Origin of the sequence: Flavobacterium sp., assembly GCF_004295795.1 — a bacterium.
In the GTDB taxonomy this organism is placed as follows: domain Bacteria; phylum Bacteroidota; class Bacteroidia; order Flavobacteriales; family Flavobacteriaceae; genus Flavobacterium.
On record NZ_SEBR01000001.1, the window covers coordinates 242,924 to 266,628 of the forward strand.

Annotated in this window: 17 protein-coding genes; all 17 read left to right on the forward strand. The window is 46.8% G+C overall.

Annotated elements, in window-relative coordinates:
• Positions 1-18: 18 nt before the first annotated feature.
• The 17 genes from EOO49_RS00985 to EOO49_RS01065 all read left to right on the forward strand — a co-directional run bounded on the left by EOO49_RS00985 (position 19) and on the right by EOO49_RS01065 (position 23,705).
• The gene (locus EOO49_RS00985) at positions 19-1,461 is read left to right on the forward strand and encodes a HAMP domain-containing sensor histidine kinase (protein WP_290842009.1); all 1,443 of its coding nucleotides are present in this window, start codon (positions 19-21) and stop codon (positions 1,459-1,461) included.
• Positions 1,458-2,141, forward strand: a complete 684-nt coding sequence (locus EOO49_RS00990; protein ID WP_290842010.1) for a response regulator transcription factor — start codon at positions 1,458-1,460, stop codon at positions 2,139-2,141. The genes EOO49_RS00985 and EOO49_RS00990 overlap by 4 nt, the downstream gene beginning before the upstream one ends.
• A 369-nt stretch (positions 2,142-2,510) precedes the next feature.
• Positions 2,511-4,808 carry an NADP-dependent malic enzyme gene (locus tag EOO49_RS00995; protein ID WP_290842011.1) on the forward strand — a complete coding sequence of 766 codons (2,298 nt, stop codon included), beginning with the start codon at positions 2,511-2,513 and terminating at the stop codon, positions 4,806-4,808.
• A gap of 62 nt (positions 4,809-4,870) precedes the next feature.
• Positions 4,871-5,452, forward strand: coding sequence for a Holliday junction branch migration protein RuvA (gene ruvA, locus EOO49_RS01000; protein WP_290842012.1), 582 nt, complete (start codon positions 4,871-4,873; stop codon positions 5,450-5,452).
• 4 nt (positions 5,453-5,456) lie between these two features.
• Positions 5,457-12,794 carry a cell surface protein SprA gene (gene sprA, locus EOO49_RS01005; protein WP_290842013.1) on the forward strand — a complete coding sequence of 2,446 codons (7,338 nt, stop codon included), beginning with the start codon at positions 5,457-5,459 and terminating at the stop codon, positions 12,792-12,794.
• A 69-nt stretch (positions 12,795-12,863) separates the two neighbouring features.
• On the forward strand, positions 12,864-13,244 hold the full coding sequence (gcvH, locus tag EOO49_RS01010; RefSeq protein ID WP_290842014.1) for a glycine cleavage system protein GcvH: 381 nt from the start codon (positions 12,864-12,866) through the stop codon (positions 13,242-13,244).
• Entirely contained in the window at positions 13,237-13,611 is a 375-nt protein-coding gene (locus EOO49_RS01015) for a VanZ family protein (protein WP_290842015.1), read from the forward strand. The genes gcvH and EOO49_RS01015 overlap by 8 nt, the downstream gene beginning before the upstream one ends.
• A 36-nt stretch (positions 13,612-13,647) precedes the next feature.
• Positions 13,648-14,391 (forward strand): deoxyribose-phosphate aldolase, encoded by a 744-nt coding sequence (gene deoC, locus EOO49_RS01020; protein ID WP_290842016.1) that lies wholly within the window; start codon positions 13,648-13,650, stop codon positions 14,389-14,391.
• A gap of 9 nt (positions 14,392-14,400) precedes the next feature.
• On the forward strand, positions 14,401-16,521 hold the full coding sequence (locus tag EOO49_RS01025) for a gliding motility protein RemB (protein ID WP_290842017.1): 2,121 nt from the start codon (positions 14,401-14,403) through the stop codon (positions 16,519-16,521).
• A gap of 6 nt (positions 16,522-16,527) precedes the next feature.
• On the forward strand, positions 16,528-17,358 hold the full coding sequence (locus EOO49_RS01030; protein WP_290842018.1) for a hypothetical protein: 831 nt from the start codon (positions 16,528-16,530) through the stop codon (positions 17,356-17,358).
• A gap of 559 nt (positions 17,359-17,917) precedes the next feature.
• Entirely contained in the window at positions 17,918-19,219 is a 1,302-nt protein-coding gene (locus EOO49_RS01035; protein WP_290842019.1) for an ATP-binding protein, read from the forward strand.
• A gap of 126 nt (positions 19,220-19,345) precedes the next feature.
• A complete protein-coding gene (gene cyoE / locus EOO49_RS01040) occupies positions 19,346-20,248 on the forward strand; it encodes a heme o synthase (protein WP_290842048.1) in 903 nt (300 codons plus the stop codon).
• Positions 20,245-20,844, forward strand: a complete 600-nt coding sequence (locus tag EOO49_RS01045; RefSeq protein ID WP_290842020.1) for a cytochrome c oxidase subunit 3 — start codon at positions 20,245-20,247, stop codon at positions 20,842-20,844. Before cyoE ends, EOO49_RS01045 begins: the two co-directional genes overlap by 4 nt.
• Positions 20,845-20,889: 45 nt before the next feature.
• A complete protein-coding gene (locus EOO49_RS01050) occupies positions 20,890-21,918 on the forward strand; it encodes a cytochrome c oxidase subunit 3 (RefSeq protein WP_290842021.1) in 1,029 nt (342 codons plus the stop codon).
• A gap of 18 nt (positions 21,919-21,936) precedes the next feature.
• Positions 21,937-22,296, forward strand: a complete 360-nt coding sequence (locus EOO49_RS01055) for a cytochrome C oxidase subunit IV family protein (protein WP_290842022.1) — start codon at positions 21,937-21,939, stop codon at positions 22,294-22,296.
• Between the two features lie 79 nt (positions 22,297-22,375).
• Positions 22,376-23,020: a hypothetical protein gene (locus tag EOO49_RS01060; RefSeq protein WP_290842023.1), complete on the forward strand. Its 645-nt coding sequence runs from the start codon at positions 22,376-22,378 to the stop codon at positions 23,018-23,020.
• 1 nt (position 23,021) lies between these two features.
• Complete coding sequence (locus tag EOO49_RS01065) at positions 23,022-23,705, forward strand: SCO family protein (RefSeq protein ID WP_290842024.1); 684 nt, start codon at positions 23,022-23,024, stop codon at positions 23,703-23,705.

The window sequence follows — 23,705 nt, forward strand, 5'->3', positions numbered from 1 at the left end:
AAACCTTACTTTTGGCACATGAAAAAAAGTGTGATTTGGGCGATTTGTTTGATGACGGTTTGCGTGATCGGGATTTCGGCGTTGCAACTTTTTTACAGCGTCAGAAGTTTTGAATCGGAACAAAAGGCGTTTTCGAGAAATGCAAACGAGGCTTTCCGCGCTTCGGTCGACTCGACTTTTTCAATCCGCACGAATCAGGTCGTGATGCAATTTCGAAATTGGGTTTCCGATACGGGTTTCGTCAAGATTACATGTAAGGTCAATCCGGCTTACGGAACGACGGTTTTTACGATGAAAGAAGTCGATCCGTCCAAAAAAGGTCAGACGCAAATCAGCCTGAGCATTGAAGATTTCACCGAGAAAGTGCTGTCGATTACGCCAAAAGCGCGCGCGGTTTTTATCGATCACATCGTGAAAATGGCAAAAGCCGATCTCGAAAAGAACTACGTTTTCTATTATACTCAAAAACTCGGCGACAGCTTGAATGAAGCGCGGTTCAAAACGCCAATCGATACGGCAATCGTGAGACGCGAGCTCAAACGCGAATTGTCCAAACGCGGCATTTCACTCGATTTTACGCTCAATCCGAAGAAAGACAAACCGGACAGTTTCAAAACCGAAAATGTCAATATCGAAATCAAGTCGAACAAAATGCCAAGACTTGTTCACGCGACTTTTTCGAATGCTGATTTGTTTGTTTTTAGCCAACTGAAATGGGCCATTTTTGGAAGTGCGATCTTGCTTTTACTCCCGATTTTTTGCTTCGGATACGCTTTGCGATTGTTGCTTTCACAGGAGAAACTCTCGAAGATCAAGGACGATTTCATCAACAATATGACACACGAAATCCATACGCCATTGGCTTCAATCGTCGTGACGGCCGAGGCTTTGCGCAAGTTCGACCACGATGAGCAAAGCCGCGGGCATTACCTTGACATTATTTTGCATCAGAGCAAACGCCTGGATGCGCTTTCGTCGGAAATTCTCGATTCGGCGCGGTTTGAGAAAAATGGTGTCGTTTCGAAAAAGCGATTTTTGGTGCGTCCGATGCTTTTGGAAGCTGTTCTCGGAATTGATTCGGTACAAGTTTCAGTTGATTCGATTCCGGATGATTTTTGGATTGTCGGAAACAAGGAACTTTTCGAACGCGCGATCCGGAATTTGTTGGACAATTCGTTAAAATACGCAGTTTCGGATAACGTCCAAATCGGACTTTCGGCCAAAATCGAATCCAAAAAACTGCTGATTTCGGTTTCAGACAATGGACAAGGAATTCCAAATCACGAAAAATCCCGAATCTTCGATGCGTTTTATCGGATTCCAAGCCAAACGCACGAAGTCAAAGGTTACGGTTTGGGTTTGCATCTTGTCAGGCAAGTCGTCGAAAACCACGGCGGAACTATTTCTGTCAAGGACAATTTTCCCAGCGGATCGATTTTCGAAACGGCACTTCCGATATGAAACAAAAAACGCGAATCCTGCTCGTGGAAGACGAACCTTTTTTGGGTAAAGTCGTCATGGAAAGTCTCGAAAAAGAAGGTTTTCAGGTCGCGTGGTTCGAGAACGGACAGTTTGCCTGGAACGATTTTGCCGCTGCGAAGTTCGATGTTTGCGTACTCGACGTAATGTTGCCCGGAATCGACGGCTTTGCTTTGGCGGCCAAAATCCGAAAATCGGAACCGAATTTGCCGATACTTTTTCTCACTGCGAGAAACGCGATCGAAGACGTGAAAACGGGCTATGCGAGCGGCGGAAACGATTATTTGCGAAAACCTTTCAGCCTCGACGAGCTTTTTCTCAGGATCGAACAATTGGTGAATCGGGTCAAGCCGGTTTTGGCTGATGAAGTTTCTGTCGGGACACTTTCTTTTCATCCAAAAAGGCAGGAAATCCTAACGCAAAACGGCGAATTGATCAAGTTATCGCACCGCGAATCGAGCCTTTTGGAAATTCTTGTCAAAAACAAAAACGAAATTACCGACAGAAAGGAAGTTTTGCTCTCGATTTGGGGCGACGACAGTTTTTTTCACGCCAGAAGTATGGACGTTTATGTGACGCGTTTGCGCAAGATTCTGTCGGTTGACGCTTCTGTTTCTATCGTGAACATTCGCGGGTTTGGGTATAAACTCATTGGGAAATAACTTCAATCGTTCTTGATTTTTTGGAACCTTGTTTTAACTTTTTTTACAGAAATTCTGGAATTGGATGTGTCTGGAATTCCCGAACTTCGGGGCAGACCTAACAAATCTCAGAGATTTGTTAGGTTTTGGAAAATCGCGTAATCCGCGCAAATATTCCAATTCTCCGGTTTAAATGAAATCACTTGCGATCAAGAAATCTGAAATGCAATCTGAAAACAGCGCTTCGGCGAAAGCAACGTTGCTCAAAACTAAAAACGCTTGATTGACTTCGATTTGTGTGCGTCCAAAACGCACCAAAATCAAACCAACCCACATTTTACTACCATCACTTTCACATAATGCCTAACTTTGCGGCTGTAAAAACAGCATATGAACAAATACAGCAAACGACGCGAAGCGCTTCTTTATCACGCCAAACCGACGCCGGGTAAAATCAAGGTTGTTCCTACTAAAAAATACGCCACGCAACGCGATTTGTCGCTGGCCTATTCTCCGGGCGTCGCCGAACCTTGTCTTGAGATCGTGAAAGACGTCAACAACGCCTACAAATACACGGCAAAAGGAAATCTCGTCGCCGTCATTACCAACGGAACGGCGGTTCTGGGCTTGGGCGACATCGGTCCCGAGGCTTCGAAACCCGTGATGGAAGGAAAGGGTTTGCTGTTCAAGATTTTTGCCGATATAGACGTTTTCGACATTGAAATCAACGAGAAAAATGTTGACGAATTCGTTGAGACGGTCAAGAGGATTTCCCCGACTTTCGGAGGAATCAACCTCGAGGACATAAAAGCGCCTGAGTCGTTCGAGATCGAAAGACGTCTCAAGGAAGAATTGAACATTCCGGTGATGCACGACGATCAGCACGGAACCGCGATCATTTCGTCTGCGGCACTTTTGAACGCTTTGGAATTGGCCGACAAAGACATCGAAAAGGTTAAGATTGTCGTGTCTGGCGCGGGTTCGGCGGCATTGGCTTGCGCGAATCTGTATTTGCTGCTTGGCGTCAAGGTCGAAAATATCGTGATGTTCGACGTGAACGGAATTTTGTCGAACGACAGAAACGACCTGTCTGATTTGCAGAAACTATACGCCAAAGATCTGACAGCTATCACGCTGGCTGAAGCCTTGAAAGATGCCGATGTTTTCCTCGGACTTTCTGCCGGAAACATTCTGTCTCCCGAAATGCTTCTCGGAATGGCCAAAAACCCGATTGTGTTTGCAATGGCGAACCCGATTCCCGAAATAGATTACGATCTGGCCGTGAGAACTCGCGAAGATCTGATTATGGCGACAGGTCGATCCGATCATCCTAACCAAGTAAATAACGTGCTCGGTTTTCCCTACATTTTCCGCGGAGCGCTTGACGTGCGCGCCACGAAAATCAACGAGGAAATGAAAATGGCGGCCGTGAAAGCGCTCGCTGCGTTGGCAAAAGAGTCGGTTCCGGAGCAAGTGAACATCGCTTATGGCGAAACCAAGTTGCTTTTCGGACGCGACTATATCATCCCAAAACCGTTCGATCCAAGATTGATCACGCGCGTCGCTCCGGCGGTTGCGAAAGCGGCGATGGATTCGGGCGTGGCTTTGCATCCGATTTTCGATTGGGAAAAGTATGAGGAAGAATTGCTCGACAGATTGGGTTCGGACAACAAAATGGTGCGATTGCTTACAAACCGCGCCAAAACCGATCCGAAGCGAGTGGCTTTTGCCGAAGCCGACCAACTCGATGTGCTCAAAGCGGCGCAAATCGTTCACGAAGAAGGCATCGGTTTCCCGATTTTGCTCGGAAACAAGGAAATCATACTCGAATTGAAGGAGGAAATCGGTTTTGATGCCGAAATTCCGATTTTCGATCCGAAGACAAAAGAAGAGGACAAACGCCGTCTGCATTATGCCGAAATGTTCTGGAGAGCGCGCCAACGCAAAGGCGTGAATTTGCTCGACGCCCAAAAATGGATGCGCGAACGCAATTATTTCGCGGCCATGATGGTGAACGAAGGTGAAGCGGACGCACTTGTCACGGGATATTCGAGAAGTTATCCGGCGACGGTCAAGCCGATTCTGCAATTGATCGATCGCGCTCCGGGCATTTCGATCGTCGCGACAACGAACATGATGATGACCAATCGCGGTCCGATGTTTTTGTCCGATACGGCGATCAATCCGGAACCAACCGCCGATGAACTGGCGAAAATCGCTTTGATGACGGCCAAAACGGTTCGTCTTTTTGGGATGGAACCCGTAATCGCGATGATCTCGTTCTCGAATTTTGGATCTTCTCCGCATCCGGCGGCGAGAAAAGTTCGCGAAGCCGTCGATTATCTGCACAAATATTATCCGGATCTGATCGTTGACGGCGAAGTACAGGCCGATTTTGCGTTGAATCAGGAAATGCTGAAGCAGAAATTCCCGTTTTCAAAACTAGCCGACAAAAAGGTCAATACTTTGATTTTTCCTGATCTGGCTTCGGCCAATATCACTTACAAATTGCTCAAGGAACTGGACAAAGCCGACTCCGTTGGTCCAATCATGCTTGGATTGGACAAACCGGTGCACATTTTCCAACTTGGAGCGAGCGTAGAGGAAATGGTCAACATGGCTGCTGTGGCAGTCGTCGATGCTCAGGAAAAACAAAAGCGACTCAAGAATCTGATTGTGAAAAAATAGCCAAAAAGACATCGGGAAACCGTTAATTCTTTTTAGTATATTTGGCAATTACTTAACAATTGATGATTGCGCATATTCAGGGCAGATTGGTCGAAAAAACACCTACCGAAGTGGTCATTGACTGCAATGGTGTCGGCTACCATATAAACATTTCCCTCCACACTTATTCGTTGCTTCCAACCTCGGAAAACGTCAAACTTTTCACGTATCTCCAAATCAAGGAAGATGCCCATACATTGTTTGGTTTTGTCGAAAAATCGGAGCGCGAGATTTTCAAGCTTTTGCTGTCGGTTTCGGGCATTGGCGCGGGAATTGCGCGTACGATGTTGTCTTCAATGGATCCGAAACAGATCATCCACGCGTTGGCTACCGGCGACGTGGCAACCATACAATCCATCAAAGGAATCGGACTCAAAACCGCGCAGCGAACCATTCTCGATCTCAAGGACAAAGTGTTAAAAGTGTATGATTTGGACGAAGTTTCGATTTCGGCAAACAATACTAATCGGGAAGAGGCGTTATCTGCTTTGGAAGTTCTTGGCTTTAACAAAAAATTATCTGAAAAAGCCGTCGACAAGATTGTTAAGGAAGATCCGCAGGCCACCGTCGAGGCCATCATCAAATTGGCGCTAAAACAGTTATAGGAGTTTGAAAACAGATTACAACCTGACCAAGATAACATTCAATAAATTCCTGTTCTTCTGGCTTTTGCTGGCGGGCTTTTCCGTTGAGGCACAGGTCGATGAGGAAGACGATACGCCTAAAGATACGATCGGGTACAACCAAGGCAGCATGCAATTGCCGAATCCGCCGAGTATCGTCGATGCTTACACGTATGATCCGGTTACCAATAAGTACGTCTACTCGAGCAAAGTCGATGATTTCAACATCAATTATCCGATAATCCTTACACCCGAAGAATACCAGGAACTCGTGCAACGCGAGGCCGTCCGCAAGTATTTCAGGGAAAAATCCGACGCTATCGAAGGGAAAAACGAAGAAGGCAAAAAAGATCTCTTGCCGCGTTATTACGTGAACTCGGGCTTTTTCGAGACGATTTTCGGAAGTAATACGATCGATGTAAAACCAACGGGTTCCGTCGAAATGGATTTGGGAATCCGATACACCAAAACAGACAATCCTTCGCTTTCCCCAAGAAACAGGCAGAGTACGGTCTTTGATTTTGACCAGCGGATCAGCATGAGTTTGATGGGAAAAGTCGGGACGCGATTGAACGTGACGGCCAATTATGACACCGAATCTACGTTCGCTTTCCAAAACCTGATCAAACTCGAATACACGCCAACCGAAGACGACATCATCCAGAAAATCGAAGTCGGTAACGTGAGCATGCCGCTTACGAGTGCATTGATTCGCGGGCCGCAGAGCCTTTTTGGTGTAAAAACGGTTTTGCAATTCGGAAAGACGACCGTGACAGGCGTTTTCTCGGAACAAAAATCGCAAACCAGAACAGTTACGGCTCAAGGTGGTGGAACACTTCAGGACTTCGAAATGTTCGCACTCGATTATGACGCCGACCGTCACTATTTCCTATCGCAATACTTCCGAAATAATTACGATAACGCGCTCGAGAAATATCCTTTGATCAACTCACGTGTGCAGATTACGCGCATAGAAGTTTGGGTTACCAACAGGCAAAACCGCGTCAATACGGTCAACAACAACATGCGTAACATCGTCGCGCTCCAGGATTTGGGTGAAGCCCGAATTGCCGGTCAAGCCGATGCCGATGTCGTGGCGATCAATCCGGTTCCGGGAACATTCTTCCTGAATCCGGTCGGTTCGCCTCCGGACAATGACAATAACCAGTACGATCCGGCGCTTATCGGCACGGGCGGATTGCTCAATTCGAACATACGCGAAATCGTTACGGCTTCTACGGGTTTCAACAACACAGTTAGTGAAGGGCGCGATTATTCCAAGTTGGAAAATGCGAGAAAACTGACCGAAGGAACCGAGTTTACTTATCATCCACAATTGGGTTACGTTTCGCTTCAGCAAAGGCTTTCGAACGATGAAGTACTTGCCGTGGCTTATCAGTATACGATCGGTGGAACGGTTTATCAAGTTGGGGAATTCGGTACCGATGGTGTCGAGGCGACAAATGCCACGACAGATCCTAATACAGGCCAGGTTTCGTCGGTTTCCACACAGGCGCTTATCCTCAAAATGCTGCGTTCGAGTCTGACTAACGTGAATTTGCCGGTTTGGGATTTGATGATGAAGAACGTCTACCAGATTCCGGGCGCTTATCAGTTGGAACAGGAGGATTTCCGATTCAATATCTTGTACACCGATCCTTCGCCATTGAACTACATTACGCCGGTTGTGGGAACAACTTTCCCGAATAACCCCGATGCGCCGGTGGCCGAAACGCCTTTGTTGAAAGTCTTCAACCTCGACCGACTCAACTACAATAACGATCCGCAGGTTGGAGGCGACGGATTCTTCGATTACTATCCGACCCAAACCGTCGATCCGCAATACGGACGCATCATCTTTACTACTGTCGAGCCTTTCGGAAAATTGCTTTTCGAGAAACTCAGGACGAGTACGACACAAAATTACGAAGGTGACCAGGCGTCACTCATCGACTTTAACGAAAACCAGAGAAAATACGTTTTCAAGCGAATGTATCGCGACACGCAGGCACAGGCTTTGCAGGAAAGCGACAAGAACAAATTCCAGCTCAAGGGACGATTCAAGTCTACGGGCGGCGATGGAATTCCAATCGGGGCTTACAACGTGCCGCAAGGGTCGGTCGTGGTTTCGGCCGGCGGACGTATTCTCGTGGAAGGCGTCGATTATTCGGTGAACTATCAATTGGGTCGCGTGCAGATTCTCGATCCGTCCTTACAGAATCAACCCGTTGAAGTTTCTGTAGAGAACAATTCTGTTTTCGGACAACAGACACGACGTTTTTGGGGATTCAACGTAGAACACAAAATTTCGGATAAAATCCAATTGAACGCGAACTACTGGCGTTTGACAGAGCGTCCGTTCACGCAAAAATCGAACTACGGACAGGAATCGGTAAACAACTCGATTTTCGGAGTTGGCGGAACTTACGCATCGGAGCTACCTTTCCTTACGCGTTGGGTAAACAAATTGCCAAACATCGACACGGACGTTCCATCGAACATCTCAGTAAGAGGTGAAGTTGCGTTCCTGAAACCCGACACGCCAAAAGCCGACCGTTTCAACGGAGAATCCACCATTTACATTGACGATTTCGAAGGTTCGCAAACGACGATCGATTTGAGAGGCGCGCTTTCGTGGTTCCTGTCGTCGACTCCGGCCAATAACGCTACGAGCCCGTATGACTTTTTCCAGAATGCTTCGACGCAAAGTCTGCAATCAGGCTATAGACGCGCGAAACTTTCGTGGTATTCGATCGATCCGATCTTCTACGCGCAAAGACCTGCGGGCGTTTCCCAGCAAGATATCAGCTATAACTCGACACGTCGCATTTACAGTGAGGAATTGTATCCGAATGTGGATATTGCCGTTGGTCAAAGTACGGTTGTCAACACACTCGATTTGACGTATTATCCAAACGAGCGCGGTCCTTATAACTACAATCCGGAAGTTGCCGGAGGCGGTGCATTCGTCGAGCCGAGAAACAACTTCGGAGGAATCATGCGAGCGCTGAACTCAACCAACTTTGAACAAGGAAACGTCGAATATATCCAATTCTGGATGCTCGATCCTTATTACGATCCGGGAAATCCAGATGCCGCTACTCCAGGCGCAAACACGGGTTCACTTTACCTGAACCTCGGTGCGATTTCCGAAGACATTCTCAAGGACGGACGCAAGCAATTCGAGAACGGTCTCGGGCCGGGAAGCGTTTTGGTTCCGACGGTTTGGGGAAATGTTCCGGGTTCACAGTCGCTTATTTATGCTTATGATGCCGATGGCGCAAACCGTTCGGCACAAGATATCGGTCTCGACGGATTGAGTGATGCCGAAGAAGCCGCGAAGTTTCCCGCTTTCGCAGATTTGGCCGATCCATCGGGCGACAATTATCGCTACTATCTGAACGCACAGGGCAATATTCTCGAGCGTTACCGCGATTACAACGGAACGCAGGGCAACTCGCCAACAGGCGTTTCGGACACAAACCGCGGATCGACGACTTTGCCTGACATCGACGACATCAACCGCGACAACACGATGAACGAGATCAATGCGTATTACGAATACCGCATCAATCTTCGTCCGGGAATGGAAATCGGAACAGATCCTTATCTCGTGGATATCCGCGATACGCCGGCTTCGCAATTGCCTTCTGGGACGAACGCGACTTCCGCACGTTGGTTGCTTTTCAAGATTCCGGTCGATCAGTACGTAAACAACATCGGTGATCTAGCCGATTTCAAGACCATCCAATTCATGAGAATGTTCCTTACCGGATTCCAGTCGCCTTTGACTGTGCGTTTCGGGGCGCTCGATTTGGTAAGAGGCGAATGGAGAAGATATACGAGTTCGCTTGAATTGAGCGATCCGACAGTCGATGACGACAATACGAATTTTGACGTTCAGGCGTTGAACATCCAGGAAAATACGACGCGTTGTCCTGTGAATTACGTTTCACCTCCGGGCGTTTCGCGCGAGCAATTGTACCAAAACCAAACGGTCATCAACCAAAACGAGCAATCGCTTGCGCTACGCATTGACGGGCAAGGCGGACTTGAACCGGGAATCAACCAATCGACTGGTGACGCGCGTGCGGTTTTCAAGAATGTGAGCGTCGACATGCGTCAGTTCAAGAAACTCAAGATGTTCTTGCACGCTGAATCTTTGGCGGCTGACCTTGAATCTGAAAAACTCAGAGACAACGAGATGATCGCTTTCATTAGATTCGGTAACGACTTTACGCAGAATTACTACGAAGTCCAGATTCCGTTGAAGGTTACACCTTACACTTACAATCCGGCGGGTGGAAATACGAACTGCGCCTCGATTGCAGACGACATTGTATGGCCGGAAGCCAACGAAATGGATCTTTCGCTCGAACTCCTGACCAAATTGAAGGTCATGATGCTGAACGGAACGGCTCCGGAGCCGGACGAAAACGGTGTGCGTTTCATAAACGAAGGCGAGTTGAACGCCGCTTTGGCCGGACGCGAGAACGAACTTCGACTCGGTATCAAGGGTAATCCGAACTTTGGTTTGGTTCGCACGCTCATGATCGGTATTAAGAACAACACGAGAAATCCGCTTATTCCTACGGCCGGAACGACAGCTTCGAACCGTCCGATTCGCGGCGAAGTTTGGTTCAACGAATTGCGCATGGCCGAAATGGACAACCAAGGCGGTTGGGCCGGTGTTCTGAATATGGACGCGAACGTTGCAGATTTCGCTACGATTTCTGCGGTCGGCCGAATGAGCACGATAGGTTTCGGATCCCTTGAACAAGGCCCGAACGAGAGAAGCCGCGAAGACCAACGTCAGTATAACATCGTGACCAACGTCAATCTTGGGAAATTACTTCCGAAGAAATGGGCAGTGAATCTTCCGTTCAATTATGCTGTCGGAGAGGAAATCATCACACCTCAATACGATCCGTTCTATCAGGATATCAAACTCGATCAATTGCTTGAGAATACCGAAGGTGCGGCTGCGAAAAAGAATGTCGAGAATCGCGCGGTAGACTATACGAAACGCACGAGCATCAACTTCATCGGTGTAAGAAAAGAAAGAGCTGCCGAGAAAAAGCCGCATTTGTGGGATCCGGAAAACCTTACGTTGTCCTATTCTTACAACCAAGTAGATCGTCACAGCTATGAAATCGAGAATTACCTCGACCAGCAAGTCAGTGCGACAGCCGATTACGCTTACAGCTTCCAAAGCAAACCGATCGAACCTTTCAAGAAATCGAAGTTTTTTAAGAAGTCCGATTACTGGAAATTGCTCAGTGATTTCAACTTCAACTATCTGCCGTCGAACATTACTTTCAATACGAACATCTTGCGTCAATACAACAAGCAATTGTTCCGTCAGGTCGATGTGGAAGGTATTCCGTTGGATGCGTTGTATCAAAGAAACTACCTTTTCAATTACCAATACGGATTCAACTTCCCATTGACAAAAGCGTTGAAGATCAACTACAACGTGACTTCAAGCCATATCATCAGAAATTATATCAACGAGCAGGACGTGCCAGACAATACGATTACAGTCTGGGATGATTTCTTCGACGTTGGAATCCCGAACCAACATTCGCAGCAATTGGTCGTGAATTACGATTTGCCGATCAACAAGATTCCTGCTTTGGCTTTCATAAAGTCGACTTATTCCTACACTGGCGATTACAGCTGGCAAAGAGCGTCGTTCGCGATGCAGGAAGTCGAAGCGACGGACGGCACGATCTACAACTTGGGTAACACGGTCCAAAATGCGGCTTCCCACAAGTTGAATACGGCTTTCAACATGGATGCGCTTTACAAGTACATCGGTTTGGGCAAAAAGACGCCAAAAGCTCCGGCGCGTCCGGCAGGTCCGCCAAAACCAGGCGAGAAAATCCAGAATGCGGCTCAACCGGCTCAGGCAGGTCGCGGCGTTTTCCTTGACGGATTGATCGGCGTTTTGACAAGCGTAAAAAACATCCAGGTCAATTATACCGACAATCGCGGAACGGTGCTTCCGGGTTATTTGCCGGATGTCGGATTCTTCGGATCGTCGAAACCTTCACTCGGATTTGTTTTCGGATCTCAGGAGGACGTGCGCTATGAAGCGGCCAAACGCGGTTGGTTGACCCAATATCCGGACTTCAACCAGAATTATACCGAGGTCGTCAACAAAACGCTCGACTTTACGGCAAACGTCGATCTGTTCCCGGATCTCAAAATCGACCTGACGGCGAACAGAACCTACGCAAACAATTACTCGGAACAGTACGACGTGGGCGACAATCCGCTTACTTCGCAAATTGAGGACGACTATTACAACCAGCGTTCTCCTTACGATTTCGGAAACTTTTCGATCTCGACCGTGATGCTCAAGACTTCGTTCAAGAAAAGTGACGAGAATTTCTCTTCGGCTTTCCAGGATTTCCGGGAAAACAGGCTTATCATCGCGAATCGTTTGGCGGTTCAGCACTACGGATCGACGAGTTTCCCAATTGGAGCAGACGGTTATCCGGTAGGTTTCGGAAAGAACAACCAAGCGGTTTTGCTTCCGTCATTCCTCGCTGCTTATACTGGTTTGGGAATCGGGAAAAGCGGTTATGGAGAATCGGCCAAGGACATTTCGCTAAGTGCTTTCCGCGACATTCCAATCCCGAACTGGACAATCAAATACAACGGGTTGATGCGCTACAAGTTCTTCAAGGACACTTTCAAGCGTTTCTCATTGCAGTCGGCTTACCGCGCTTCTTACACTTTGAACTCGTTCCGTTCGAACTTTGAGTACGATCCGGTGACTAATCCTACAGATTTGTCGGGCAACTTCCAGAACAAGACTATCATTTCGAATGCGAACCTCGTCGAACAGTTCAATCCGCTTATGCGCGTTGATTTCGAGATGAAGAACTCTTTTAAATTCCTGGCAGAAATGAAGAAAGACCGCGCGATGTCGTTGAGTTTCGACAACAACTTGCTTACCGAAGTCATGGGTAAGGAATTCGTTTTGGGACTTGGTTACCGTTTCAAGGACGTGATTTTCTCGACGCGTTTGGCCGATAATCCGCAAGGAATCATCAAGAGCGACATCAATGTAAAGATCGACGGATCGTACAGAAACAACAAGACCATCGTAAGGAATCTCGATTATGACAACAACCAATTGGGCGGCGGACAGAACATCTGGTCAGCGAAATTGACTGCCGATTATTCGTTCAGCAAAAACCTTACTTTGATTTTCTATTACGATCACCAGTTCTCGAAAGCGGTCATTTCGACTTCGTATCCAATGACGAACATTCGCGGCGGATTCACGCTTCGATACAATTTCGGTAATTAAAATCGCGAAAGATTTCAAATCCCGCGCCTAAATTTTACATTTGCGGGACAAACCTAAAAATACAACACCATGAACATTCCAGCTGACTTGAAGTATACGAAAGAGCACGAATGGATTCGTCTCGAAGGCGAAGTCGCAACTGTAGGAATCACTGATTTCGCCCAGAAAGAATTGGGTGACATAGTCTATGTTGAAGTCGATACTTTGGATCAGACGCTCGACAAAGACGAGGTTTTCGGAACGGTTGAAGCCGTAAAGACTGTCTCAGATTTGTTCTTGCCGCTTGCTGGCGAAATCGTCGAGTTCAACGATGCGTTGGAAAGCAATCCGGAAGCGGTCAATTCCGATCCTTACGGACAAGGCTGGATGATCAAGATTAAAGTTGCCGACGTGGCTGATTTCGACACTTTGTTGTCTGCCGACGATTACAAAAACTTGGTAGGTGCGTAAAAAACTGTGGCTTGTTGCGGCTTCACTGTGGACGATTTTCCTGATCGTGCTGTGTTTGGTGAACTTCAACAACCTACCCACGGTAAGCGTAAGCAATTTCGACAAATATGCGCACGCGTCCTTCCACTTCATATTTACCATTTTGTGGTACATGTATTTGCGCGTTGAAGATCGAAAGGTCAGCAACGCGCAATTGTTGTTAAAGATCGTATCGGCATCTCTTTTTTTGGGAATCGGACTCGAGATCGGGCAAGCTTTCACGCTCACGAGAAGTCCTGATTTTGCCGATGCGCTGGCGAATCTTTCGGGCGCGATCATTGGCGCTTTGGTTCTTTTCGCTCACAGACGTTGGATTAACAAACCGTAACGCTTCGCCAACACGCGATTTTCATACTTTTACCGCATGGATGTAAGGCAATTTCTCGATTCCACTTATCTCAAAACCGGCGATCAGGCCGGAATTTCCGAACCCGAAAATACCAAAGTCGTCGAGGCGGCGATTCGGGAAGCGATCGAATTTGGGTTCAAACTCATTATGATCCGTCCGGAATACGTTGCTATGGCGCGTGAAATGATTTCCAAAGCCGAATCGAAAGTTTTGGTGGGAACGGTAATCGATTTCCCTTTGGGAAAAGCATCGGTGGAACAAAAATTGGCCGAAGCCGAAAAAGCGATCGAAGACGGAGCCGACGATCTGGACTTCGTGATCGACTATTCGGCGTTCAAAAACGGAGATGTCGACAAAGCGAAAGCCGAAGTTTTGGCCGGAACCGCATTGGGATTGGCGAGTCACAAAACCGTGAAATGGATAATCGAAGTCGCGGCTCTCGACGATTTGCAGATAGCGAGACTGTCGGCATTGGTCAAGAAAATCGTGGTTTCGAACTTTAAGGAAATCCAATATCCGAATGTTTTCGTAAAGTCTTCGACAGGATTTTATCAAACGCAAAACGGTGTGCCGAACGGAGCGACCAAAGAATCGATCGTGATCATGCTGGAAAACGCTTGTCCGTTGCCTGTCAAAGCGGCCGGCGGCGTTCGCAATTTCCGGGAATCCGAAGAAATGATACAACTAGGCGTGAAGCGCATCGGAACTTCATCGGCGAAAGCCATATTCGAACAAAGAACATCTGATTCCGACTATTAAAAAGTGATTATGAAAAGATATTTTGCAGTGTTGTTTTTGATTATCGGAATCGCTACAGGATTTTCCCAAAAGGAGGAATTCCCGAAAATGCCGGGCTGCGAAGGCAAGTCCGGAGCTGAACTCGAGGCCTGTTTCTACACAAACGTACAGCAATTCGTATATGACAATTACAAAGTTCCAAGCGATTTGGGAAGCGATTACGCCGGAAATGTAGTCGTACTTTTCGAGGTCAACAACGAAGGCGTTTTCCGCGTGATCTACATCGATACCGACAAAAGCCAATTGGCTGAAGAAGCCAGACGCGTGTTCGCTCAAATGCCAAAAACTTCGCCTGCGACTTACAACGGCAACCCGACTTACGCCAAATACACGATCGACATCGCTATTCCGCTTTTGAAACCCGGAGAAGTTCAGGTCAAAAAACCGATTGACGCCCAGAACGCGGCTTTGGCCGAAAAAGAACGCCGCAAAAAAGAGCGCAACAAGGAATTGCAGGAATTCGACAGCGTGGCCAAAGGTTACACGAAAACATTCGACAATCCGCAGTTTCGCAGCCATCTGAACATTCCGCTTTCGCACAGCTATTACTCGCAGTTCGACGCCGAATTGAACCAGGTCGGATCGAACAATCACACCGCTTCGAAGCCTTACGCTTACGCGGATGTGAACAAATATTACGACTTGCAAACGGCTTACGACAAGATAAGGAAGAACAAATCAGGTTGGTTCGGACGCAAGCTTTGGAACGAAAGCACGGTTCAGATCCAGGGTCAGGATTATTGGTTTACCTTGAATCCGATTTTCGACCTGCAAGTCGGGAAAAGCAGTGACGACAAAGTGAGCGGCACATTCGTCAACACTCGAGGTTTGCGTCTCGAAGGCGGACTCGGAAGCACGATCAACTTCACGACGACAATCTACGAAAGCCAAGGCCGATTCGCCGATTATTTCAACCAATACGCAGAATCGATCAAGCCCGACGGCGGAAATCCCGCGATTATTCCGGGAATGGGAATCGCCAAGCGGTTCAAGTCCGATTCTTATGACTTTCCTTTGGCCGAGGCGAATTTGTCGTTTACGCCTTCGAAATTCCTGAACCTGAATTTGGGTTACGGACGCAATTTTATCGGAGACGGTTACCGCTCTTTGCTTCTGGGCGATGGCGCGAGCCCTTATCCTTACTTTAAGATGAATACGACTTTCTGGAAAATCAAGTACACGAATGTCTATACCTGGCTCAAAGACGTGCGTCCCGATGTGGTTGACGACGGGACTTACGCCACGAAATTCGCAGCAAGTCACTACTTGAGCATCAATTTGACCAAGCGCTGGAATTTTGGGTTTTTCGAATCGGTGATTTGGTCAAAACAGAACAATCGCGGCTTTGATATGAGTTTCGTGAATCCGATCATTTTTTATCGCTCGGTTGAATTCGCCTCGTCTTCGAGAAGCGGAAATGCGATGTTGGCCGCTACTACGAAGTACAAATTCACGAACCAGTTCTCGTTTTATGCCCAATACTTGCTCGACGAATTTTCGCTTGAAGACATGAAAGCCGGCGACCAAAGTTGGAAAAACAAATTCGGTTATCAACTCGGACTCAAGTATTTCAACGCGTTCAATGTAGACAGACTGACGCTTCAGGTGGAATACAACCACGTTCGTCCGTACGTGTATGCACACAGCGACGCAATCACGAATTACGGTCACAACAACCAGAGTTTGGGTCACCAATGGGGCGGAAATTTCCAGGAATTCATCGCCATAGGACGCTACAACAAAGGGCGTTTGTATGCCGATGCGAAATTCACGATCGGCGTGCGCGGCTTCGACTTCGATCCGTCAGTGAACAGCGCCAATTACGGCGGAAACATTTACCTGAGTTATGACGACAACCGTCCGTTGGAAACCGGTGTGAAAGTGGGCCAAGGAAACAAGACAAACATTTTTATAGCAGATGTCCAAGCGGGTTATCTTGTGAATCCGGCGACGAATCTTCGTTTGTTCGCGAGTTTCATCTACCGCAATTTCGATCCTTTGGCAAATACTCCGACGATTTCAAAAGACGCGACTTCGTGGTTTTCTGTCGGGCTTCGCAGCGACGTTTTCAACTGGTATTTCGATTATTGATTTCCCGTGGGACGCATCGGTTTTTTTGCGGTTTTGGCCATTTTGGCGCTAGGGCTTTCGTGTCAGACGAAATCGATCGTCAAGCCAAATCCTGTTTCCGATGGACCAAAAGTTTTGACCGCTCAAGACAGCCAAGACGTCTGGAGCGCGAAAATGTTGGCGATCGCTCTCGATTCGTTTTATAAAAAAGGAGGCGATAAGGCATTGCCGATGAAATTTTCGGTAACTGATTTCAGCGGCGAATACTGGAACATCGAGGTCGAAATGCGCGAGGATTTGCTCTCTGGCAAAAAGCGCTGTCTTATCGTGCATCGAATTGGCGGCGGCGCTGTCGATATCGACATTTTTTCTATCGGCGATTCGCTGCAAAAACTGGTTTCGCATTCGGAGTCAGAAATGACTTTCGAGAACGATACGATACGCGACATAAATGGCGATGGGCGCAAAGATTTTGTCGTGAATTGGTATGGTACGAATGGCTGTTGTTTGAAGGCGTATGCCGATGTCTATCTGATGAGACCCGACGGAATCTCGTTTTCCAAACCGATCAATTTCCTGAATCCGACGTTTTTTCCGGAAGAACAACTTATTCGCGGTGTTTGCTACGGACAACCTGGAATGACGCCATTGTACAAGAAAAAGTGGAAAGGCGAGGCAGTTGAAGATGTCGAATATGTGTTTTTTGAAATGGACACAGCTTACGTAAAAACGGGGAAAATCGTGAGAGCCGATGCGCCAAGCGTCGCAGAAGCCAAACGGTTAGAATATCTCGATGAAATTCCCAAGGAGTACGAGGGGATTTTTGGTTTTGACTGGTTTTTGGATAAACTTGAGTGACGTAGAAAGTTCTAAATCCTAAATTCCAATCCCAAATCCATCCCAATTGCTATCGGGAACCAAATTCTGGCCTTTATAGTTCGGCGGACAACTTCCGTTTGTCTTGGGCGTGGATTTGCCGATTCAGGAGATTTTTGCCGCGGTTGTCGCATCACGTTCGTCAAACTAATCGGCGGAAATTTCTTGCAAGGTGGGGTCGTTTTTCGGCAACCTACGTTTAACAAAAAATACAGATTTTCTGTAAGTGGCGTATTTAAGGAAATCCGAACTTTGCTTTCCAAGGGGAAGGGGCGAATGCGTCCTTAGTAAAAAAGCGAATCGTTCCATTACAGAAAATCTGTAAACTTTGTTAATTTTTAAGTGTGGTTCTCCCGGATTGGATTTAAAAGATTTCATATACGCTCCATAAACCAATTGAACAAAGCGAAGCTTAGTGAAAGTCCCTGCGAATAGTTTTGGAATTTGGCCCCAATCGCTATCGGGATGGATTTGGAATTTGAAAATTAGAATTGAAAAAATCCCACCATTATCTCTACTTTTATCAAAACACCAAAAATAGTTGGAAAATCTACCGCAAGAGTTGAAGAACGATGTGTTGAAAATCGGCAGTATCGCAATAGTGCCGAATTTGCTCGACGTGGTTTGCCGAATGACAGGAATGCGTTTTGCGGCAGTTGCCAGAGTGACGCAAGATCGTTGGATCGCTTGTTCGGTTAAGGACGACATTGCTTTCGGACTGGTTGCGGGAAGCGAATTGCAGATCGAGACGACAATCTGTAACGAGATCCGCGACAGCGAAAAAGCCGTGATAATCGAAAATGTGTCGGAAGATGTCATTTTCGCGAACCATCATACGCCGGCGATGTACGGTTTCCAAAGCTATATCTCGATTCCGATTTTTCGCAAGGACACGACTTTTTTCGGGACTTTGTGTGCGATAGATCCGAGTCCGAACAAACTCGATACGCCAGAAATCGTCGGAATGTTCCATCTTTTCGCCGATTTGATCTCGTTTCACCTCGACGCGATCGAGCAACTGGATTCGAGCCGCATGAATCTTGAACAACAGCAATCTTTCACGGTCGCTCTTGAGCAGAAAATCAAGGAACGCACGATCCAGCTCGAGGAAAAGAACGAAATGCTGCTGAAATCGAACAAGGAACTTCAGGAATTCAACTACATTTCGAGCCATGACCTGCAAGAACCTTTGCGTAAAATCCAGACTTTCGTTTCAAGGATACAGGATTCGGAATCCGGACAATTTTCCGAAAAGGCGCTTACGTATTTCGACAAAATCCGCGAGTCGGCCAATCGCATGCGCGAACTCATCAACGATTTGTTGTCGTATTCCCAGACCGATCAGGACAAAAGCAAGTTCGAAGTTGTCGATTTGAGGGAAGTCGTCGAAGAAGTCGTCGACGATCTCGATGAGGAAATCGTCAAAAAATCGGCTAAAGTCGAGATTGGTGAAATGTGTCAGGCGACGGTTGTTCCGTTTCAGTTCAGCCAGCTTTTTTACAACATCATCGGCAACTCGCTCAAGTATTCGAGCAAAGACCGAAGTCCTGAAATCAAGATCGAATCTAAATTGGTCGAAAATTTGAATCCTGAGAACCCGGATTTGGGCGATGGAAAATATTGCCGGATACGCATTTCAGACAACGGCATCGGCTTCAGCCAAAAGTACGCCGACAGGATTTTTGAGCTTTTCCAGCGGCTTCACACGAAGTCTGAATTTTCGGGAACTGGCGTCGGGCTTGCGATCGTGAAGAAAATTGTCGAGAATCACAAAGGCGTGATTTCGGCAAAAGGCACTTTAGACGTGGGCGCGCAATTCGAGATATTGATTCCTCAAGCTTAGTGTTTTTCGTTTTTTCGGATCCCGATTTTTCGGCGATTGCGAACTTTCTAATTTTATGGAAGCTTTTTTGTTGAATCGCTTTTCGTGCCTTACCTTTGCCGCGATTTGTAGCAAATGAAAACCGCATTGGACGCTCATCCGAATACTTTTTCGATCAAGACTATTTTTGCCGATTTCAAGGCCATTACCAAGGCCGGATTGGCGATCAGCGTACTTTTTTCTTCGATTGCGGGCTACTTGCTCGGTTTTAGCGACACCAATCCTTTTTCGTGGACTGTGTTAGTGATGTTGCTTATTGGCGGCTATTGCATGGTCGGCGCCTCGAACGCTTTCAATCAGGTTATTGAGAAAGACCTTGACGCGATGATGGATCGCACGAAAAACCGTCCGGTGCCGTCGGGAAGAATGTCGGTCAATACGGCTTTGGCCATCGCTTTTGGTTTGACTTTCGTCGGACTTGTTTTGCTTTATCTGATCAATCCGAAAACGGCCATGTTCGGCGCCATTTCGATCTTTCTGTACGTTTGCGTTTACACGCCGATGAAACCTGTGACGCCTTTATCGGTTTTTGTCGGAGCATTTCCAGGAGCGATTCCATTCATGCTCGGATGGGTTGCCGCCACAGGCGAATTCGGCATTGAAGCCGGAACTTTATTCCTGATCCAATTTTTCTGGCAATTCCCGCATTTTTGGTCTATCGGCTGGTTTTTGTATGAAGACTACGAGAAAGCCGGGTTTTTCATGCTTCCGAACGGAAGACGCGACAAATCAACTGCGATGCAAACCATGTTGTACACGATTTGGCTCATAATTGCATCGATTTTGCCGAGTTTCGGTTTTACCGGACAATTTTTCATCACGAAAATTTCTGCGGCAATCGTACTCGTTTTAGGACTTTGGATGCTTTTCTACGCCGCCAGACTTTATAAACTTCGAACGGCCAAAGCTGCAAAAGCGTTGATGTTGGCCAGTGTTTCGTATATTTCACTGTTGCAGATCGTTTACATTCTCGATAAATTCCTAAGATGATTACAATGACAAATGAAGGTATGTCTGCCGAAGAATACAAAGCGCGTTCAGAGCGTTCGGCCAAACTGATCCTGTGGTTCGCGATGATTTCGATGACGATGATGTTCGCCGGATTGACGAGTGCTTTCGTGGTGAGCAAAAGCCGTAAAGATTGGTTGCAGAACTTCGATATGCCAACGGCTTTTTACGCTTCGACAGTTGCGATTTTGCTTTGCAGCGTTTTTATGTTCATGGCGAAACGCTCGATAAAACAAGACAATCGTCAGGCCACGACTGTGTTTTTGCTGGGAACTTTATTGCTTGGCGGCGCTTTTGTGGCTTTGCAGTTTTACGGTTTCGGACAGATCATCCAACAAGGTTATTATTTCACCGGACCGGCGAGCAACGTGACCACGACTTTTCTGTATATTGTCGCAATTACGCATTTGGCGCACCTTGGCGGAGGAATCATTTCGCTTTTGGTCATTATTTATAAACATTTTAAACAAAAGTACAACGCTTCTCAAACCCTTGGAATTGAACTAGGTGCGACTTACTGGCATTTTCTCGATTTCCTGTGGCTTTATTTGTTTTTATTTTTGACTTTCTTCAAATAAAAAAAAGCGTAAATTTGGGAACTTTTTAACGGTATACACTTTAATATGGGAGCAACAGTTACAACTGCTACTACTGAAAAGGTCTGGGGCGGCGGAAACGAGCCGATGGGAGCGAGCTACGGCAAACTCATGATGTGGTTCTTCATCGTGTCCGATGCCTTGACGTTCTCCGGATTCCTTGCGGCTTACGGATTTTCAAGATTCAAGTTCATTGAGACATGGCCTTTGCCGGACGAGGTGTTTACGCACTTTCCGTTCATGCACGGAACAGAAGCGCCAATGTACTACGTAGCCTTGATGACTTTTATCCTCATTTTCTCGTCCGTGACGATGGTTTTGGCTGTTGATGCCGGACATCAGATGAAACAAAGAAAAGTGGCCGTTTACATGCTTTTGACGATCATAGGAGGTTTGATCTTCGTAGGATCTCAGGCTTGGGAGTGGAAAAACTTCATCAAAGGCGAATACGGGGCAATCGAAACCAAAGGCGGAAGTTTGCTACAGTTCGTCAATGCCGAAGGGAAACGCGTGAAACTCGAAGATTTCGTGGTGCAACTTCCGGAAGAAAGACAGGAGTTGAAGCGCAGCAACGCGACTTGGTATATGCAAGAAGCCGAAACGCCTACGACATTTTCTGTCACTGAAGTTCAGGCAGCTTTCAAAGCGCATCCGGAATTGAGAGTAAGAACGGAAAGAATTTATCAAGATACCAAAGAAGACCAAGCAGACACACGTCTCGAAAAAGGTCTGAACAAAAAGAAACACAAAGAGGTTTTGACGCGTGAGGCATCTCAAAAAATGATGGACAACGCTCACGTCGTGGTTGAAGGCGCGAATCTTTGGAGAAACGAATACGGAAGCAAATTGTTCGCTGACTTCTTTTTCTTCATCACAGGTTTCCACGGTTTCCACGTATTCTCGGGAGTCATCATCAACATCATCATTTTCCTGAACGTTCTTTTGGGAACTTACGAAAAGAGACGTTCCTACGAAATGGTCGAGAAAGTCGGTTTGTACTGGCACTTCGTTGACTTGGTTTGGGTATTCGTATTCACCTTCTTCTACCTCGTTTAATTTCTTATCAAAAGCATCATGGCACACGGACACGGAGAACACGTTTCAAACTTAGGCAGAATCTGGAAAGTTTTCGGATACATGTCGGCTATCACGATTGTCGAAGTCGCATTGGGTATCATAAAGCCGCCCTTCTTGCACGAGCATACTTTCTTGGGAATGAACGTCCTCAACTGGATCTTCATCATCCTGACACTTGTAAAAGCCTATTACATCGTTTGGGCGTTTATGCACATGGAAGGCGAAAGAGCCAGCTTGCGTTGGTCAGTTGTCGCGACGGTAATCTTCCTGATTTTATACCTTGTTTTCATTCTTCTTGTAGAAGGCGATTATATTTATGGGGTTTTTGCGAATTCTACGATCAAGTGGAATTTTTAACAACATATTAATTCGATGAAGAAGGCGGTTTTAGACCGCCTTTTTTTATTTTTGTACCCGAAAATACAGGCACTTCCCGATGAAGAAAACTATCGTCCTTTTTTTGCTTTTTGTCGTTCCTATCGTCGCCTATCTCTTTTTTGCTTCCGGAGTCCACAGCTTTACCACTTTGCCGGTTTTGAATCCGAAAGTTTCCGAGTTGGGAAATTGGGAATCGCTTGACAAAAAGCCTGTAAAGCTCGAAGGAAAAATCACGGTTTTGGGCTTCGGCGGATTCGATGTCGTCAAGAATCGCGGCACTATTTTCAATCTGAACCAAAAGGTTTATGAACGCTATCACGACTTCACAGATTTGCAGTTCGTAACCGTATGCCCAAAAGGAACGGAAAAAGACGTGCAGGCTATTTTTGACAAATGCGCCGAAGTTACCGATATGAAAAACTGGAAATTCGTCTTCGCCGATCCAAAGGAGATCATGGATTTGCAAACGAGCCTGAAGACGCGAACTACGTTGAACAAAGACTTCGGAACACCAAATGTTTATCTGATAGACAAGAAACGGCAACTTCGCGGCCGAAACAGCGATGGCCAATACGTCGACGGTTACGACACTTTCCATCCGTCAGAAATCAGCAATACTTTCCTGGACGATTTCAAGGTGTTGCTTTACGAATACAAATCGGCTTTCAAACGCAACAACAACGCGACCAAGAGACAAATTTAACATGAAGAACAAATCATACATTTGGGTGTCGCTCGTGGTTTTGGTCTTCGGAATCATCTTCGTTCCGAAAATCATCGACCGCGCCAAAAGAGGCGATGTCGTCCGCGGACGCGACCTCGATAAAGTCGACAACAATGTCGAGGGCGAAGGCGAACTTTTCAAGCTGGCAAAAGCTCCGAAGTTCGAACTCATCGACCAAAACGGGAAAAAGATCACCAATGCTGATTACGCCGGAAAAGTCTACGTACTGGAATTTTTCTTCACGACTTGTCCCACGATCTGTCCGAAAATGAACCAGAACATGCTTGAGTTGCAGAAAAAGTTCTTCGGAAACCCGAATTTTGGAATCGCATCGATCACGATAAATCCTGAAACGGACACACAAAAAGTCCTGAAAGAACACGCCGACGCTTTGGGAGTCAAGTCTGAAAACTGGCATATGATGACCGGAAATCGCGATTATATCTACAATCTGGCCAACAAAGGTTTCAACCTTTACGCCGGAGCAGATCCGAACGCCGAAGCCGGTTTCGAACACTCGGGAATGTTTGCGCTGATCGACAAACAAGGAAATATCCGCTGCAGAAAAGACGCTTACGGCAATCCGACGGCTTATTACGACGGCATCGAAAAAGGTGGAATCGAGGCGATCATGCAAGACATCCAAATTCTCTTAAAACAGTAA